The 18,095-nt window shown below is 34.2% G+C and carries 16 protein-coding genes; 1 reads left to right on the forward strand and 15 read right to left on the reverse strand.

The window, feature by feature from the left end; translation table 11 throughout:
- Positions 1-173: 173 nt before the first annotated feature.
- The 15 genes from araA to ACE83Q_RS05750 form a co-directional block, all read right to left on the reverse strand.
- Positions 174-1,601 (reverse strand): L-arabinose isomerase, encoded by a 1,428-nt coding sequence (gene araA / locus ACE83Q_RS05680; protein WP_409021770.1) that lies wholly within the window; start codon positions 1,599-1,601, stop codon positions 174-176.
- A gap of 43 nt (positions 1,602-1,644) precedes the next feature.
- Positions 1,645-2,346, reverse strand: a complete 702-nt coding sequence (locus tag ACE83Q_RS05685; protein ID WP_409021771.1) for an L-ribulose-5-phosphate 4-epimerase — start codon at positions 2,344-2,346, stop codon at positions 1,645-1,647.
- Between the two features lie 5 nt (positions 2,347-2,351).
- Positions 2,352-3,968, reverse strand: a complete 1,617-nt coding sequence (locus ACE83Q_RS05690) for a xylulokinase (RefSeq protein WP_409021772.1) — start codon at positions 3,966-3,968, stop codon at positions 2,352-2,354.
- Positions 3,969-3,997: 29 nt separating this feature from the next.
- On the reverse strand, positions 3,998-5,365 hold the full coding sequence (locus ACE83Q_RS05695) for a sugar porter family MFS transporter (RefSeq protein ID WP_409021773.1): 1,368 nt from the start codon (positions 5,363-5,365) through the stop codon (positions 3,998-4,000).
- A 199-nt stretch (positions 5,366-5,564) separates the two neighbouring features.
- Positions 5,565-6,683, reverse strand: a complete 1,119-nt coding sequence (locus tag ACE83Q_RS05700; RefSeq protein WP_409021774.1) for a GntR family transcriptional regulator — start codon at positions 6,681-6,683, stop codon at positions 5,565-5,567.
- Positions 6,684-6,774: 91 nt separating this feature from the next.
- Complete coding sequence (locus ACE83Q_RS05705; protein WP_409021775.1) at positions 6,775-7,695, reverse strand: aldo/keto reductase family oxidoreductase; 921 nt, start codon at positions 7,693-7,695, stop codon at positions 6,775-6,777.
- A gap of 74 nt (positions 7,696-7,769) precedes the next feature.
- Positions 7,770-9,005: a cytosine deaminase gene (codA, locus tag ACE83Q_RS05710; protein WP_409021776.1), complete on the reverse strand. Its 1,236-nt coding sequence runs from the start codon at positions 9,003-9,005 to the stop codon at positions 7,770-7,772.
- A gap of 130 nt (positions 9,006-9,135) precedes the next feature.
- Complete coding sequence (locus ACE83Q_RS05715) at positions 9,136-9,282, reverse strand: hypothetical protein (protein ID WP_409021777.1); 147 nt, start codon at positions 9,280-9,282, stop codon at positions 9,136-9,138.
- A gap of 95 nt (positions 9,283-9,377) precedes the next feature.
- Positions 9,378-10,736, reverse strand: coding sequence for a right-handed parallel beta-helix repeat-containing protein (locus tag ACE83Q_RS05720; protein WP_409021778.1), 1,359 nt, complete (start codon positions 10,734-10,736; stop codon positions 9,378-9,380).
- A gap of 33 nt (positions 10,737-10,769) precedes the next feature.
- On the reverse strand, positions 10,770-11,642 hold the full coding sequence (scrK, locus tag ACE83Q_RS05725) for a fructokinase ScrK (RefSeq protein ID WP_409021779.1): 873 nt from the start codon (positions 11,640-11,642) through the stop codon (positions 10,770-10,772).
- Positions 11,642-13,054 (reverse strand): glycoside hydrolase family 32 protein, encoded by a 1,413-nt coding sequence (locus ACE83Q_RS05730; RefSeq protein ID WP_409021780.1) that lies wholly within the window; start codon positions 13,052-13,054, stop codon positions 11,642-11,644. The genes scrK and ACE83Q_RS05730 overlap by 1 nt, the downstream gene beginning before the upstream one ends.
- A gap of 64 nt (positions 13,055-13,118) precedes the next feature.
- Positions 13,119-14,099 carry a LacI family DNA-binding transcriptional regulator gene (locus tag ACE83Q_RS05735; RefSeq protein ID WP_409021781.1) on the reverse strand — a complete coding sequence of 327 codons (981 nt, stop codon included), beginning with the start codon at positions 14,097-14,099 and terminating at the stop codon, positions 13,119-13,121.
- A gap of 109 nt (positions 14,100-14,208) precedes the next feature.
- The gene (locus tag ACE83Q_RS05740; RefSeq protein WP_409021782.1) at positions 14,209-15,573 is read right to left on the reverse strand and encodes an MFS transporter; all 1,365 of its coding nucleotides are present in this window, start codon (positions 15,571-15,573) and stop codon (positions 14,209-14,211) included.
- 267 nt (positions 15,574-15,840) lie between these two features.
- Positions 15,841-16,167, reverse strand: coding sequence for a thioredoxin family protein (locus ACE83Q_RS05745; protein ID WP_409021783.1), 327 nt, complete (start codon positions 16,165-16,167; stop codon positions 15,841-15,843).
- 79 nt (positions 16,168-16,246) lie between these two features.
- The gene (locus ACE83Q_RS05750) at positions 16,247-17,125 is read right to left on the reverse strand and encodes a sulfite exporter TauE/SafE family protein (RefSeq protein WP_409021784.1); all 879 of its coding nucleotides are present in this window, start codon (positions 17,123-17,125) and stop codon (positions 16,247-16,249) included.
- Positions 17,126-17,307: 182 nt separating this feature from the next.
- Between ACE83Q_RS05750 and ACE83Q_RS05755 the strand changes: the two genes are divergently transcribed.
- Positions 17,308-17,991, forward strand: a complete 684-nt coding sequence (locus ACE83Q_RS05755) for an MmcQ/YjbR family DNA-binding protein (protein ID WP_409021785.1) — start codon at positions 17,308-17,310, stop codon at positions 17,989-17,991.
- Positions 17,992-18,095: the final 104 nt, after the last annotated feature.

Consider the following 18,095-nt stretch of genomic DNA (forward strand, 5'->3'; position numbering starts at 1 on the left):
ACCTTTTCAGGTGCAGATAAAATTCTCAATTATTATCATTAGAAATCTAAACCGGTGCTTACGAATCTTTATTTTCGTAAGCACCGGTTTTATTTGATATAAATCATATTTAATTACTTTTCTTACACAAAAAAAGGATATCGTTTTACCAGCGATATCCTTTAAAATATTAATTATTTTTTAATTTCAACATATTCAAGATCAAACATCTTAGCAAGATCAACAACTTGTTGTTCCTTCACATTCATTGAAAGAACAGTATGATGACCACCACCATTTTCAATCCATGAATGAACGCCTTCTTTAAAGCTTGGTTCTGGAATCCATAATTGACGAGCTACTGGCAAGTTAGGTGCTTCAACTTCTGGTTTTTGACCTTCAACAGAGTTAATTAATAATTTGTATTCAGTACCAAAGTCAGACATTGAAACAACAACACCTTTACCATTTGAACCATCAAAGATCAAACGAGCTGGATCTTCACGGTCACCAATACCTAATGGATGTACTTCCACGCGTGGTTTTGTTGAAGCTAATGTAGGATCAACTTCTAACATATGTGAACCAAGAATTGCTTCATGACCCGCACGTAAATCATATGTGTAATCTTCCATAAATCCAGTAGCTTTATTATGTGCAAGAACCTTCATCAAACGGTCGATTGCAGCAGTCTTCCAGTCACCTTCACCAGCGAAACCATAACCTTCAGCGTTTAAACGTTGAACAGCCATACCTGGTAATTGTTTCATACCCCAAAGGTCTTCGAAGTTAGATGTGAATGCAGTGTAGCCACCACGTTCCATAAATTTACGTAAAGCAATTTCAATTCTAATTTGTTCTTTAACATGGTCTTCATAGAAGGCAGGATCGTTGTCGCCAACAACCATATCGTACATGCCTTCACATTCTTTATATGTTGCATTAATTTCAGTGTCAGTTACTTCTTTCATTTCAGCAACTAAATCACCAATACCAAAGTAATCTACAGTCCAACCAAATTTGATTTGGGCTTCAACTTTATCACCATCTGTAACGGCAACATTACGCATGTTATCGCCAAAACGAGCAACTTTAATATTGAAACTTTCACCGTAAGCAACGGCAACATCCATCCAGTCAGCAATTTGTGATTGAACTGCTTCATCTTTCCAGTAACCAATAACAACTTTATTATGTTTTTGAAGACGAGCATTGATAAAGCCGTATTCACGGTCTCCATGAGCACTTTGGTTTGTGTTCATGTAATCCATATCAATTGTTGCCCAAGGAATATTTTCACCAAATTGTGTTGCTAAATGTAACAATGGTTTTTGTAATAATTTTGTTCCACGAATCCAGTTTTTAGCAGGTGAGAAAGTATGCATCCAAGTAATCACACCAGCAACTTTGTCTTCATAGTTAGCTTCTTTCATGATGTTAGTAATAACTTCAGCAGTTGTTGCAACTTCTTTAAAGACAATTTTGTATGGTAGTGAACCACTAGCATTTAAATTATCAATAATTTTTTCTGCATCACCTTGAACAACGTCTAAAACATCTTGACCGTATAAACCTTGACTACCAACAACGAACCAAAATTCTTTTTCACTAACTTTTAACATAATATAATTCCTCCTAATAGTTTATTATTTTAAAAAACGTGTTTTAGTGTTTAATTTGACCATAATATGCATTTTTACCATGTTTTCTTAGGAAATGTTTATCCAATAAGTATTGTGGCATGTCAATTGCATGTGGATTCAGTTGCAATGTATGATAAGTCATCTTTGCAACTTCTTCTAAGACAACAGCATTATGCACAGCATCTAAAGCAGATGTGCCCCATGTAAATGGGCCATGATCATTAACCAAAACAGCTGGAATTTGATCAGGATCGAGTCCACGTTTTTTAAACGTTTCGACTATCACGTCACCTGTTTGTTTTTCGTATTCTGTGACAACTTCTGCTTCATTCATGATACGGCTTGCTGGAACTGAACCATAAAAAGTATCTGCATGTGTTGTACCAGCTGCTGGAATATCCAATCCTGCTTGTGCAAATGAGACAGCCCAAGGTGAGTGAGTATGAACGACACCTTTGATATTAGGGAAGTTATTGTATAGAATGCGATGCGTCTCTGTATCGCTTGAAGGATTCATATCACCCTCAATTTTCTTACCATCTAAATCAACAACAACCATATCTTCAGGTTTTAAATCATCGTAATCAACACCAGATGGTTTGATGACGAATAACCCTTTTTCACGATCGATTCCACTCACGTTACCCCATGTAAAGGTAATTAAGTTGTACTTAGGTAACAGCATGTTAGCATCGTACACTTCTTGTTTTAGCTTTTCTAACATATATACTAGTTCCTCTTTTCTTCCTTAATTTTTTTTATTGCCTCTGACTCAATAGACAAGCCAGCTTCGTATCTAGCTATAAATGTATTGTAACCTTCTACACCTTCAGGTTCTGGGCTTAACGTCATACTTTCTGGGTCTACAAAAACTTCATGATCTAAGAAGTCTTCTAAGCTTTGACCGTTATTATTTTTCTTAGCAAATATTGCTAAGACAGCCATTCCCCAAGGTCCACCCTCACCGGCAGTATTCATAACCGTAATTGGAATATTCAACGTATTAGCTAATACTTGTTGTCCGATTACAGCTGTTTTTAAAATACCACCTTGAGCAATCATTACATCAGTTTGGATATGTTCTTCTTGACTTAAAATATCCATTCCAATCTTAAGTGGTGCAAATGCCGCATATAATTGCGTCTTGATAAAGTTAGGCAATGTAAAGTTACTGTTAGGTGTTCGAACAAATAATGGACGACCTTCAGGCATATGTGTAATATTTTCACCTGATAAGTAACTATAATTCATTAATCCACCTGCATCGGCATCGGCATGTGTTGATTCTAAGAATAATCGTTCATACAACTGATCTGGTGTTAAATGAACACCTAATTTTGCTGCGAACTCGCCAAAGATTGAAGCCCATGCATTAATATCTGACGAACTATTATTAACATGAACCATTGCAACCGGAGCACCACTTGGTGTTGTTACAATATCAATATCTTTGTACACTTTTTTCATAGGCTGATCTAAAACAGTCATAGAAAAAGCAGAGGTTCCAACTGAGATATTACCTGTTCTCTTACGGACACTGTTGGTTCCAACCATCCCTGTACCAGCGTCACCTTCAGGTGGTGCCATCAAGCTACCACTTTCAAGTTTTCCACTAACATCAAGTAATTTAGCTCCTGTACCTGTTAATGATCCAGCATTTTCACCAGCTCTTAAAACAGTAGGTAGGATGTCTTTAATATCCCAATCATAAGCAGAAACTTTTTCAATACCACTGAATTTATCTAATAAATCAGCTGAGTATGTGCCTGTTTTTTCATCAATTGGGAAAATACCAGAAGCATCCCCAATTCCGATAACTTTTTTACCAGATAACATGTAATGAACATAACTAGCTAGTGTTTCTAGATGACCAATGTCATTTACATGAGCTTCATTATTTAAAACAGCTTGATAAAGATGTGCAATACTCCAACGTTGTGGAATATTGAAGTTCAACAACTCTGTTAATTCATCAGCTGATTGTTCTGTATTATTATTTCTCCATGTTCTAAAGGGAACTAATAAATCATCAGATTTCGAAAAGACAAGGTAGCCATGCATCATAGCGCTAATACCAATTGAATCTATTTTTGTTAATGATTCATGGTATTTGCTTTGAACATTTGCAGCCATTTGTCTGTAACTTGCTTGAATCCCAGTCCAAACTTGTTCAAGAGAATAAGTCCAAAGACCATCCTCCAATTGATTTTCCCAATTGAAGCTTCCTGTTGCAATTGTCTTAAAGTCATCCGTAACTAAAACTGCTTTAATACGTGTTGAGCCTAATTCAATTCCAAGTGAAACTTGACCATTTTTTATTGCTTGTGATGTTTTTACTAAATCCATATCAATTACACTCCTAACGTATAGGTTACTTAATTTCTTGTACCTTCTTTTTCAATGTCTTCTAATGAGCGACCACGTGTTTCTGGAACGAAGAAACGAATGAATAGAACACCCAATAAACAAATAATTCCGAAGATTGCGAACACAGCATCTTGTGGCATTGAAGCAGTCATAATAGGGAATAATAGTCCTACTAAGAATGATCCAATCCAGTTAGCTGAAGATGCAATTCCTGAAGCACTTCCACGAACAGCTAATGGGAATAATTCACCAACTAATACCCATGTAAGTGGAGCCCATGTAAATGAGTAGAATGCAACGTAGATACATAAGAAAACAACAATCATCATAGGACTCGTATTTGGTACAACCATATTAATGATCGTAGGTAAGATAAATGATAGTCCCATTACTAAACCACCAAGGATTAAGAGTGTTCTACGTTTAAATTTATCTGCAATAACTAAGAATAAGAGTGAACCTAAGACAAGGATAATCCCTTGAATAATTGGCCACATTAATGCTGAACTTGCTTCATTCCCAGTTGCCTTTTCAACAATTAAAGGAATGTAGTAGAAGATTGCGTTAGCCCCTTGGAATTGTTGGAATGCAGCAACACCAACACCGGCCATAACTAAGTAACGATATTTACCTGTGAATAATTGAACCATTGATGTTTTTTCAATATGGTTTTCTTCACCCGCAGTAGTTTGAATATCAGCTAATTCTTGTTCAACTTCATCAGCTGGACGAATCCAAGTTAATACTTGGCGAGCTTCATCAACTTTATTTGTTTTAACTAAGAAACGAGGTGATTCTGGTAAACGTGAAACCCCAAAGTATAAAATAACAGCTGGTACAGCTGCTAATCCAAGCATAACGCGCCATGCCCATGCTTCAGGTAAATCTTTTAATAGAAAATCCATAATATATGAAAGTAACATTCCGGAAACAATCATTGTTTGATTAATTCCTGATAGTCGTCCTCGTAATTTAGCCGGAGACATTTCTGACATGTATGCTGGTACTAATGCTGATGAAGCACCAACTGCTAATCCAAGGAAAATACGAACAATAATTAAATACATCTGTCCATTATTTGGTGAGAATGATGCGAGTAATGAACCAACAACGAAAATAATAGCTGACATCAAAATCATTTTACGTCGACCTAGCTTATCTGAAAGCTTACCGGCTAACGCGCCACCAAAGATGGCACCGAACATAACTCCTGAAGTAATCCAACCAACGGTTCCGGCACTATTTTGAAGAGCCCAATCTTTTTGCAAGAATGGTAAAGCCCCCGTCATAACCCCGATATCGTATCCGAATAAAATTCCTCCGAATGACCCAAAAAAGTAAATAAACTTACTAGATATTTTCTTTTCTTTTTGCATATGACACCTCCAAATTTTATTATCCGATTGGTACGACCAACCGAAAAACCTACAGCAACCGTTTACTGAAAACGGTTGCATTTATCAACAAGGTCATCTTCTCACATTTGTTCGAACAAATCAATAGTTATTATTATTTATTCGAATGAATTTCAAAAAAAATAAGTATTACTCAAATTCGAGTAATACTTATCACGTTTTAATTCCTATTCTTAACACTTTCTCGAATGATTAACTTTGCATCATATACGACAGATTTCGCCGACATTGTTTTAGAATTAATCATTTTTAATAACATCGTCGCAGCTTCTCGGCCCATTTTTTCCTTTGGATGTCTAATTGTTGTTAATTTTGGCGACATATATTTTGATAATTGATAATCATCAAAACCCACAATTGAGATATCTTCAGGAATTTTCATTCCCATCGACTTAACAATATCTATTAACTTAATGGCAAGTTGGTCATTGTAACAAACAATAGCAGTCGGGCGATCCGATCTATGCAGTATCTTTTCAATTTTTTTATAGATATTTTGCATTGAATCAGCAGATTGATACATCAATATCTCGCTTTGATATGAAATAGCTGAATGTTCCATATAAGCTTGAACAAATCCATTCATTCTTAACTGGCCTTGTTTATCATCCACTTTAAAAATACCAAGTATTTTTCCATGTCCTTCATTTATTAAATGCTCTGTAGCAACCTCACTACCATTGAAATCATTTAATTCTAAGTATGGAATTTCTAAATCTTCGTAGTGTGAATTAATAAAAAGAACTGGTATTTTTTGCGCCATTATTTTTTCGTACAAATCCTTATTTTTATTTATTAATGCGCTTTGTGTTGGTTCTACGATTAGTCCAGATAAATTCATTTCAAGCATTCTTAAAAGGCTATATCGTTCTTTTTCAGCATTATCAAGCGTATTACTTAGCATGATTGTATATCCCTCTTCAGAAATAATACGATCTATTCCAGTGATAATATTTGGAAAAATATAATCAGCAATATGTGTTGTCATGACACCAATTATTTTATTATTTTGTGTCACTTTTTTTACAGTATGCCAATCATTAACAAAGATACCGCCACCTTGTATTCGGTAGACATACCCTGCATTCTCTAAATCACCAATTGCCTTACGAACCGCATAACGACTAGATTCGTAAATCGACATTAACTGTGATTCAGTCATTAATTTATCGTTTACTTCATATTCACCCGCGACAATTTTCGCTTTAATTTCACGATAAACATGCTCATATTTATTTTCCAAATCAAATCCACCACCTATTAACTCTAATTTTACCATACCCAGTATGGTAACTACGAAATTTTCATACGCTTAATATAAAAAGTAACTAACTAAAATCGAATTTAGTTAGTTACTTTAATTTTTTCATTTATGGTAATTTATTTCCTGCTGCACGATAAATTTCGTACCATTCTTCATGTGTTAGTTCAAGTTCTGAAGCATTCGCAATTTCAACAATTCTTTTTGCGTTCATTGTTCCAGCAATCACCTGCATTTTAGCTGGGTGACGTAGAATAAACGCTGTTGCGATTCCAGTATTAGTCGTTTCTTTTTCTTTAGCTAAGCGGTTTAAAACTTCATTTAATTCAGCAAATTTTGGATTATCTAAGAATGTACCTTCAAAAAATCCGTATTGGAATGGTGACCATGCTTGAATCGTCATTTTTTTAAGACGTGAATATTCTAAAATACCGCCATCACGATTAATTCCAGCATCATTAACCATATTCACATTTGTTCCCAAATCAATCATTCCAGTGTGCATAACGCCAAATTGGAGTTGGTTAACTAATAGTTTCATATCCAAAGCTTGTTGTAATAATTCCACTTGCCCAGGATAGAAATTACTAACACCGAAATGACGTACTTTTCCAGATTTTTGTAGTTTTTCAAATACACGAGCAATAGCTTCAGGTTCCATTAACGTATCAGGTCTGTGTAACAATAAGCTATCAATATATTCCGTATTTAATCGTTTTAAAATGCCATCAACACTTTTTTCAATGTGTTCAGCAGTAAAGTTATACTCTACACCTGGAACAATACCACATTTTGATTGAAGAATAATATCTTCACGTGATAGCCCAGTTTCAGCAAATCCTGCCGCAAACACTTCTTCAGCTTTTCCTGCACCATAAATATCTGCGTGATCAAAGAAATTAATACCATGATCAACTGATGTTTGAATCATTTCTGCAGCTTGTCCAGTCGACAATTCTGGCATGCGCATGCATCCCAATCCGACAGATGATACTTGAAGTTCGCTATCGCCTAAATTAATCATTTTCATTTTATTACCCCTTTTCAAGTCATGCCTTGATTCTAGCATTCAAACCAAGAAGGCGCTACCAAAACGATTGCTTACTAGATATATAACTGTGTTTCTGCTGGTTTTGTTTCACTAATCACATCACCATTATGGACTGATAACATAACCGCAGCGCGTGTATTCAACGCATCATAAAAATTATCACTATCCATAATGACGAAATTAGCTGGTTTTCCAATTTCAATTCCATAATGATCCATAACATGCATAGCTTTAGCGCCATTAGTCGTCACAAATCGGTAAGCATTCATAATTTGACTATAACCCATAATTTGAGTCGCATGTAATCCCATATGCAAGGCGTCTAGCATGTTGCCATCTCCCATTGGATACCATGGATCTTTGATATCATCTTCACCAAATGCAACGTTCAACCCATTTTCATCCAATTCTTTAACACGTGTTAAGCCACGACGCTTTGGATATGTGTCAAAACGTCCACCTAAGAACATATTTACAAGTGGATTAGCAATAAAGTTCATTTCTGACATCTTTAACAAACGCATTAATTTGTACAAATAAGCATCATTATATGAACCCATTGCTGTTGTATGTGATGCTGTAACTTTATCTTTCATTCCTGTTTCTAATGCTAATGTTGCAACAGTTTCCAAGCTACGAGAGCTAGGATCATCAATTTCATCCGTATGTGCATCAAATAATAAATTATATTTCTGAGCCAATTCGAAAGCGAAATGAAGTGATTCAACTGCATATTCTCGATTAAATTCAAAATGGGGAATTGCACCAATTGCATCAACTCCTAATTCAGCAGCTTTTGTCATCAATTCCTTACCATTTGGAAATGATAAAATACCTTCTTGTGGGAAAGCAACTAATTGTAATTCCATCCAAGGTTTAACTTCTTCGCGGACCTCAATTAAAGCTTTCAAAGCCACTAAATCAGGATCAGTCACATCAACATGTGAACGAACAAACTGAACACCATGGGCTGCCTGCATTTTTAATGCTGTAACAGCACGTTCTTTAACATCTTCATGGGTTAACGTCTTTTTACGTTCAGACCAAATTCGAATACCATCAAACAAAGTACCAGATTCATTCCATTCTGGATCACCTGCCGTGAGCGTTGAATCCAAATGAACATGTGGATCAACAAATGGTGGTAACATCAATTTATTTGTTGCATCAATGACTTTTTCATCAACATTTTGTTGTAAATTTACCCCAATCTCAGTAAACATACCATTTTCTACTCGAATATCTTGTAATTCTTCTTTATTTTCAATATGTACTTGTTTAATTAACATCGATTATCACTCCTCATTAAATTCTCTATCATTCAAATTGTACATGACTTACACCCAATTTAATATTTTTAGTTAACTAAAAAAAGATTAATTCCAAGAATACTTAGAATTAATCTTTGAACTTTTATAATTAGTTTTTTTCTGCACCTAACTTAGTTGATTCATCTTCAATAAATTTAAAACCTGATTGTTTTTTTTCAGCTTGTGGATGTTTAGCACGTTCGTCCATTGCTTTTTGAGCCATTGCTTTGCGTTGTTCTTTACTCAACTTTGCCATTGCTATCGCCTCTTTTGATTTGGACAGTTATATTAAGTTCTAACTTCAACTTTCATTATAGTCCTATTTTATCAAAGTGGCACAAATTAAATCATTTATTTAAAATTACTATTTTTTGGAACCGTTGGTGTTGCTCTAAAAGCATTCACATTTTTATCCAAAATAACTTGTTCATTGTTTCCAGAATCTAAAATTGTATTTTGCGTTGAGTTCTTTTCAACCAAAACAGTTGTTACTGAGACTTTTTTTAATTCTTCAGTTGCTAATAATGCATCTACTTGTGCGGAAAATGCTGAGTCGCCACTACCCGATTGAATTTCTGTAGCAACAACATTATTATTTACAATATAATTACCGTGTCCAGCAGCAAGTCGGATAATGACCGGTGTTGCACCAACTGGTTTAAGCGTATTTTGATCAACCGTTTCTGAAAAATGATTTCCAATGACGGAATTATCATTACCGCTAATTGATAACAGCCCATATAAATCGTCTAATCCATTATCTCGATGTTGCATAGGCGCCCACGGTTCTTGATCATGCAACATATGATTTGAAGAAACTAATATTTCTGAGCAATTATCATCTAAAATAACCATTCCTGGATAAAATGCATGAATACGATTATTTGTAACAGAAGATTTTGTTACGCCAGATAATGAAATACTACTTGCACCTCTTGGGAAAATATTATTAATCGTAATTAACAGTCCTCCGAAGTTTTCTGCAAAAATAGTATAGCCGTTAAATCCAGCCCCCATTAAATTCTCAGTTACTTTTGAAGCTTGTCCCCATCCACGTAGTTCAATACAATTACCACATTCAGCAATAAAATTATCGTGGATTGTTAATGCATCCGCGTTATAAATGGTTATACCATGTTCTAAGTAGACAAAACCCATTTCTGTAACACGGAATGAATCCTGTGCACTTGCAACATAAATTCCAGTCTTACCATTCACATACGTATTTTCTAGATTTTTTTCGCCTGAGCCATCATCAATAAAGTGTAATCCATCAATATTAAAGTTCGAAAATTCGACTGAACTAATACGCGGATTCCCTTCTCTTGCAACATAGAAAGCTGCGCCTTCAGATTCTTCATCCGTTGTTTTAGGATCGAGATCAACAAGAACACGACTACCACCAGGCCATAATTCATGTAAATTTGACCATTCGTTTTCTGGTACGTTAAACCGAATACTTGATGACGTAAATCCATGTCCAGATCCTTGAATTTTAAGAAAACTAATATCTATTAACACTTGTGTACGTAAGTGATAATCAGCTGGTGGTAGATAAATAACTGCCCCTGGTTTTCCACCATCATTGCTATTACTATCAGTTTGGCGACTTTTAATATCAGTAATAATACTGTTAATAACTTCGCCAATATCTTCGTACGGATTACCAATAGGCCATTTTGTTACATCATAATAATTTTTATTTGTCATTATTTTACCCTCCAATTTTGTTAAATAACTCTATCATTCAGATAACATTTTTTCAGCTAAAGCGAAGTTTCCAACATTGGCTGATCCATTATTAGCAACTTGTGGCGCTGTAATATATTGATCTAATGGTGGAACGTCAACATAATCATTTAAAATTTCTTTGAATTCATGACGCACTTTTTCCAATAAAACATCGTTTGTAACGCCGCCTCCAAAAATAATTTTATTAGGACGCAAACTTAATGTTGTTTGAACGGCAGCCTGAGCAATATAGTAGGCCATAATATCCCAATTTTTGTCTGTTAATGGAACATCTTTACCTTTTTTACCAGTCCGTGCTTCAAATGTTGGTCCAGCAACTAAGCCCTCTAAACAATCACCATGAAATGGACAGATACCTTTAAAATCAAGATCATCAGGATGTCTCTTAACTAAGACATGGCCCATTTCGGGATGGCCAATACCACCAACTAAATGGCCATCAATGACTGCCCCAGCGCCCACACCAGTTCCAATTGTGTAATAAACAAGTGAATTAATTTTCTCATTAAACAATGTCGACATTGTATATTCACCGTAAGCTGAACCATTTACATCCGTTGTCCAAAATGTTGGAATATCCAGTTTACCCTTAAGAAATCCTAAAAAATCCGTATCACCCCAACCTGGTTTTGGTGTTTTCGTGATAAATCCATATTTAGGTGACGTTTTTCTGATTTCAATTGGTCCAAATGAGGCAACACTAAGTGCAGCTATTTCAAATTGCTTAAAATAGTCTACGACTGCTGTTAACGTTTCAATAGGTGTTGTTGTTGGAATTTGAATTTGATCCTTTACCTGATAATCTTCGTTACCTACCGCGCATACAAATTTAGTTCCACCTGCTTCAATACTTCCTAATAACATTACATTGTTCCTCCAAGTTCATATATTTTAATATCATAATTAGTTGAATCACTACTTGTTTCAACTATAAGTTCTTTTTCATCATAAACCCTTTCAGAGAAACATGCTTCTCCATTATTCATAAATAATTCTGCTGAACTATTGTCCATTAATAAATGAATATCCAATTTATTGGCAACGCTCACATTAGTTTCTCGAAGTAAGTCATCATTATACTTTTGTAAAGTTACCTTACCTGTTACAGCTTGATAGCTAACTTCTATTAATAATTTATTATCACTATTTTTAATTTTGACACTGACATTTTCTTGCCCATCAAAATTCCCTAAATATTCAAAACTCTTTGTAGGGGCTTCAAAAATAGTAGTTGTATCCTTAGGTTTAGTGATATCTAATAATACTTTTTCACGTAATTTTTTAATTTCTTCAACTGGTGTCATCAATAATTTACCATTTTTCATATTTAATTCTCTCGGAAATGTTAGTGCGCCTGCCCAACCATCTTCCTGTTCTGGCATGGGACTCTCCCACATATCCATCCATGCAAATATAATTCTTCTACCATCAGGCGTAACCATTGATTGGGTCGCATAGAAATCATGTCCATAATCTAATTCAGTGAACTCGCCATGATGTAATGAATGTGTCTCTTCATCAAATTTCCCAGTCAGATATCCTGTTTGGAAGAAATTTCTATATTTTAATTTATCGGCTTTGATTCCTTGTGGTGACATTACTAAAACATCTTGTCCATCAATTTCGAAAAGATCAGGACATTCCCAAACGAATCCTTCAGAATCAACTGATTTAGCAGTTGCAATAGGTCCTAAGTAGTCCCAATGTTCTAAATCATCTGAGTTATACATAAGAACTCGACCCAAGCCATCCTTATTTTTGCTTCCGATTACAATATTATATTTTCCATTTTCAAACCATATTTTCGGATCTCTAAAATCAGCATCATTATCTTCAGGAGGTATTGAAATCACTGGATTACCAGCAAATTTTTCAAAAGTTATCCCATCATCACTAACGGCTAGATTTTGATTTTGCCAATAACTATCTGGATCGTTTTTGTCTTTCAAATTATGTCCTGTATAAATTAAATAGAGACGCTCATCCTTCACAATTGCGCTACCTGAAAAACAGCCATCCTGATCTTCTTGATCACCAGGAATCAAAGCAATTGGTAAGCTTTCCCAATTAACTAAATCTTTACTTCTTGAATGACCCCAATGCATTGGTCCCCACTGTGTTGAATTTGGATGATGTTGATAAAAGATATGGTAATAGCCTTTAAAAAAGCAAAACCCATTTGGATCATTCATCCAACCTGCTGGTGCCGTAATATGATACTTTAATCGATATCTTTCATTAGTTACCTCTGGATAATTAATCGTTTCATTTTTCAAAATTGTCTTCTCCTCGTTCTATATGTTAACCGGTTGTCATTATCTTAAAATAAAAACGCACCTACTATGCCGTTTCTCCTTTATATAATTGTACCGGTAGTACTACTTGCATAGGTGTCTCTTTACCTTCTATTTTCTTCATTAAAATATCAATAGCTGCATCAGCCATCTGTTCAATTGGTTGAATAATTGTTGTTAGTTCTGGTTTAAATAATCGAACAACATCTGTCCCATCATAGCCAATAACAAGTAAATCTTCAGGCACTCGTTTACCATATTCTCTTGCTATTTTTATGATTAAACTAGCGTCTGCATCATTCGAAGCAAAAATGCCATCTACTCGTTTAAGATCCTCAAAAATTCCTTTAATAACTTTTGTTTTTTCCGTTTCTGTCCAATTAAAATCAATTGTATACGTTACGGCTGGCAACCCATGCTCACTCATAATTTTCTCGTATGCCCTACGTCTATCCCGAGCAGGTGTTTCTAAATCATAAGGTCCATTTGTATGCACAATTGAGGTTGCCCCATGTTCTAATAGTAATTCCGTCGCCATTTTACCACCACTATAATTATCAGAAGAAACGATCGGAATATCACCATTCATAATTCTATCAATTGCGACAATTGGTAAATTTGTATTATGATATTCTTCAATTCCTTCATTATGTGCTCCAACAATTAGCCCATCAACCTGATTTGCCATTAGCTTACGTAAATAAGTTGCTTCTTTTTCTGAATCATTTTTGGAGTTACCGATAAGAACCTTATAACCTCTATTAAAAAGTTTTGTTTCTAATTGATAAGCTAATTGTCCAAAAAAAGGATTCGCAATCGTTGGGAAAATAAGCCCTATTAGTTTTGTTTCTTTATTAAATAATTGTCTAGCGACATCATTAGGCTGATAATGTAACTCTTTCACAGCATCACGAACCTTTTTAACTGTCTTTTCGCTAAGATAGCCTCTCTTGTTCAACACCCTAGATACAGTCGTTTTAGAAACGCCTGCCAATTCAGCGACATCATCAAGTTTTGGATTTTGCATTTTATTTGCTCCTAAGTCGTCTAATTTTAGTTAAATTGTTACCGCTTAACTTTTAGTACTCTTAGTTTACCATAAAATGAGCAAAACCATTATCTCCACCATTAACTTTTTAAACTGCTTCTTTTTTAGCTAATTCTAGTCTAACTTTATCTTCATTTCGTTCAAATTTACCATAGAAAAACATTGGAACTGCAGCAAGTATGAATAGTATGGCTGGAATCCAGATAAAACTTAAGTTAATGCCTAATAAAGATTGACTCGTTTGAGTGTGATTAGGTATATATCCAAAGAATTGCATTACTTGTGATGGAATAAATCCGCCAATCCCACTACCTGCTTTAACACAGAATGCACTTCCAATAGCTGTTAAAAATCCACTAGCTCTGATACCTGTTTTCCATTGACCAAAATCAACCGCATCAGCCAACATTAGGAATGGCATTGCAGCTGCAACACCTGTTCCAATTGACCCTAGGCAATATAAGATAACAACCCAAACTTGATTACTACCAACTACTTGAAGCAACATGTTACAGATTGCTCCCATCAATAGTGCTCCAATTAGAACCGTTCTTTTATTTGTATGTTTAACAAGTAATGGAATTGATATCATCCCTATAACAGCAACAACAGATAAAGAACCGGCAACTGCGACTAATGATTTTGCATGGATATTATATTGAAAATAATAAATCATGCCTGAACTTCTAACAGTTGTTCCAATCCAATAGAATAAGTTAGAAATAACCAATAAAATCCAAGGCCAATTACTTTTTGTTGCTTTAACACTCTGTTTTAATGATATTGATTTCGTAATCGTTGTATTAATTTCTCGTAAATTTAAGAATGCAATTAAAAAGGCAATAATGGAAATAATCCCTAAAACAATCATTGCATATGAAAATCCTTTGCGGTCATTTCCTTGGCCTAATATTTGAACTAATGGTAAAACAACACCATTAGCAACCAATAGACCTACATTTCCGCCAACCATCCGGTATGAATTCAAAACCGTTCTTTGGTCTGAATCATTTGTTAAGTTAGGTAAAATTGACGTCATAGGGGTACTAATTCCGGTATATATAATTCCTGCAATGACGTAAACAACTGATGCATAGATAACTTTGGACGATCCCGATAAATTCGGTGTAGTAAATGTTAACCATGTAAAGAATGCAAATGGTACACATAACCACAAGAAATACGGCCGACTTTGTCCCCATTTTGTATGTGTGTGATCAATTAAAAAGCCCCATATTGGTGCATCAAACATATCAACGCATCGTGTGACGAGTAAGATAGTTCCGGCTACACCAATCCCAATTCCAAAAACATCTGTATAAAAATATAACAAGTACGTACTAATACTTACAAATAGAATATTTCCGCCAAAATCTGTAAGTGAATAACTTAGTTTTCGAAAAAGAGGAATTTCTTCAACTTGATTTGTACCTACGTTTACTTTGTTTTCCATTTTATTTACCCCATTCTATTTGTTTAATAAACGTCCCGTTTCACTAAAAAATAGCAATTGCTTGTATCTATAAACCCAACTTTTAGAAAGCGCTTTCCAAAAGAATAAATAAAGTATACCCTGTTTATATTTTTATGTCAACCGGTTGTCATTTATTAATAATAAATAAAAAATACCCATCGAATAAACAAGTTTTTATAGTAACTTGTTTACTCGATGGGTATTTTAAATTCAAAAAAGATTATTCATACTGACTAATCTTTTTCACTATGCAGGAATACTACTAATAAATTCTTCTACTTCTGCTTTCGTTTTACGATTTTTATTAACTAAACGACCTGTTTCTTTACCATTTTCGTATGCAATAAAACTTGGAATACCGAAGACATCTAGCTCAATAGCTAAGTCCATATTTTCATCTCGATCGACAGCTAAGAACGTATATTCAGAATATTCTGATTCAATATTGGCCATTTCAGGTTTAATAAAAGCACAATCTGGGCACCATGTCGCAGAAAAAAATAGGATATACTTTCCATCTTTAATTTTATCCATTAATTCACTTACCGTTGTATCTTTTTTAATACTTTCCATTTCATCGCCTCCACTAATATGCTTACTTTTTATAAGTATATATCAGATTGGCCATTTTCAATTAAAATATGCTTGATTATTAGTTCTTATCTTTAATTAATTTAGCTTCTCTATTACCTAAATATAGGCTGTACGCGGAATACAATAACACAACAATAACAATCCATTGGATCACTCTTGTATTAATGTTCTTAACTAAAAGTACAGCGACCAAAACGCCTATAATACCAAAAACAGAAAATAAGGTTATTTTTCTAGAATATTGATTGAGTTTTATAAATTGCATACTTCCGATTGGTAGAGAAAATGCACATCCCCCCATCATAATTGGAAATGCAGCAATCGGATCCATTCCCATCGCATAGACAGTTGCCATTGTTAATGAAAATGAGCCTATTCCAATATTATTTAATGCGCCATAAATAAATAATAAAAATCCTGTCACAACTAATTTCCAGCCAAATAATTCGGTAGCAGTCCCACTAGCAGTGATTAGGCCTAATTTACCAGCAATAATTAACGCAGTTGCAACAAGTAACCCAACGATAACAAGCGATCTAATACTATTTTCAGGTAATCTAACAACAAATCTCGGACCAATATAAGCACCCAGAACTTGGCAAATAATACAAACTAATAACGTCTTAGTACCAACATTGATACTTGTAATATACGCCAACGACATGACAAATATCGGAATAACATCTTGCGCATTTAACGTACCTGGTAATTTTTTCATAGAAACCCATTTAGCTTTTTGGTATATTGCTGTTGATATGGCAAAATCCGAAATTCCAAAAGTAGAAAAGAAAAAAATAACAATCTGCGATATCGGTGTCCATACTGAACTGGCCGGTTCTTTCATGAAGTCTGATTTATGTCTCATTAAATCACGCATAAAATAACAGATAAATATAAAATTAATAACAATAATTGCTGCAATCAACGTCTTTTGCATGATTAAATCTCCTCGTTAAATAAATCATAATAATACAGTTTAACTCAATTTATTCCTAGATAAAATAGTCTATATTAATTTTTCTATTTTATACTATATAATTAGTCCTTTAAAGTCTAAAATTAGAAATATAAGGTATGCTACTGTTAATTGTTTATATAATTTATAAAAGGAGATGCACTATGCTAACAGACTTTTTTGCATATAACTCATTTAGTCATTTAAAACTAAAGGTAGATTCATTGATTCCATATGGTTTTACAAAAACAGCAGAAAAAATCTATGATTATCAAGTTTCAATTCTTGATAATCAATTTATACTAACCGTCTCAATTTCCCCCTCTGAAAAAATTAATACTACTATTATTGATGCTCAAACTAAAGAAGAATATACACTTTATAAAAATCAGTCTGCAACAGGAGCGTTTGTCAGTTCAATCAGAAAATCAGTGATTGAACAACTGGATTTAATTGTTGCTAGTTGTTTTGAAACTACTCCAGTATTCCAAACCGCTGATTCACAATCTATCATCAATTATGTACAAGAACATTATCAGACCAATCTAGAATTCCTCTGGAAACAGTTTCCAAATGACGCTGTCTTACGTCGATCAGATTCTAAAAAATGGTATGCCGCTTTAATGAAAATTCCAGCAACTAAAATAGGCTTGGATTCCGACAAATTAGTTGAGATACTTGATATTCGAATGGATCCTGACCTACTCATCAATAAAATAGACAATAATCAAATTTTTCCAGGATACCATATGAATAAAAAACACTGGGTTTCAATTTTATTAAATGGTCAAAATAATTTAGAAACTGTTTATTCTTATATTGATGCTAGCTATGAATTAGCTAAATAAACTACTTAATCAATTAAATTTCTGAGGTTTTTTTATTACTTAATTTTTTAATAATTTAACTGTAAATTATTAATGATTTTCTTTACCTATACATCTATTAAAAT

It is taken from the genome of Dellaglioa kimchii (assembly GCF_046115505.1).
Taxonomy (GTDB): Bacteria; Bacillota; Bacilli; order Lactobacillales; family Lactobacillaceae; genus Dellaglioa; species Dellaglioa kimchii.

Excerpts from the sequence above, each read along its gene's own strand:
- araA (WP_409021770.1), bottom strand. The coding sequence starts at position 1,601 with ATGTTAAAAGTTAGTGAAAAAGAATTTTGGTTCGTTGTTGGTAGTCAA.
- ACE83Q_RS05685 (WP_409021771.1), bottom strand. The coding sequence starts at position 2,346 with ATGTTAGAAAAGCTAAAACAAGAAGTGTACGATGCTAACATGCTGTTA.
- ACE83Q_RS05690 (WP_409021772.1), bottom strand. The coding sequence starts at position 3,968 with ATGGATTTAGTAAAAACATCACAAGCAATAAAAAATGGTCAAGTTTCA.
- ACE83Q_RS05695 (WP_409021773.1), bottom strand. The coding sequence starts at position 5,365 with ATGCAAAAAGAAAAGAAAATATCTAGTAAGTTTATTTACTTTTTTGGG.
- ACE83Q_RS05700 (WP_409021774.1), bottom strand. The coding sequence starts at position 6,683 with ATGGTAAAATTAGAGTTAATAGGTGGTGGATTTGATTTGGAAAATAAA.
- ACE83Q_RS05705 (WP_409021775.1), bottom strand. The coding sequence starts at position 7,695 with ATGAAAATGATTAATTTAGGCGATAGCGAACTTCAAGTATCATCTGTC.
- codA (WP_409021776.1), bottom strand. The coding sequence starts at position 9,005 with ATGTTAATTAAACAAGTACATATTGAAAATAAAGAAGAATTACAAGAT.
- ACE83Q_RS05715 (WP_409021777.1), bottom strand. The coding sequence starts at position 9,282 with ATGGCAAAGTTGAGTAAAGAACAACGCAAAGCAATGGCTCAAAAAGCA.
- ACE83Q_RS05720 (WP_409021778.1), bottom strand. The coding sequence starts at position 10,736 with ATGACAAATAAAAATTATTATGATGTAACAAAATGGCCTATTGGTAAT.
- scrK (WP_409021779.1), bottom strand. The coding sequence starts at position 11,642 with ATGTTATTAGGAAGTATTGAAGCAGGTGGAACTAAATTTGTATGCGCG.
- ACE83Q_RS05735 (WP_409021781.1), bottom strand. The coding sequence starts at position 14,099 with ATGCAAAATCCAAAACTTGATGATGTCGCTGAATTGGCAGGCGTTTCT.
- ACE83Q_RS05740 (WP_409021782.1), bottom strand. The coding sequence starts at position 15,573 with ATGGAAAACAAAGTAAACGTAGGTACAAATCAAGTTGAAGAAATTCCT.
- ACE83Q_RS05745 (WP_409021783.1), bottom strand. The coding sequence starts at position 16,167 with ATGGAAAGTATTAAAAAAGATACAACGGTAAGTGAATTAATGGATAAA.
- ACE83Q_RS05750 (WP_409021784.1), bottom strand. The coding sequence starts at position 17,125 with ATGCAAAAGACGTTGATTGCAGCAATTATTGTTATTAATTTTATATTT.
- ACE83Q_RS05755 (WP_409021785.1), top strand. The coding sequence starts at position 17,308 with ATGCTAACAGACTTTTTTGCATATAACTCATTTAGTCATTTAAAACTA.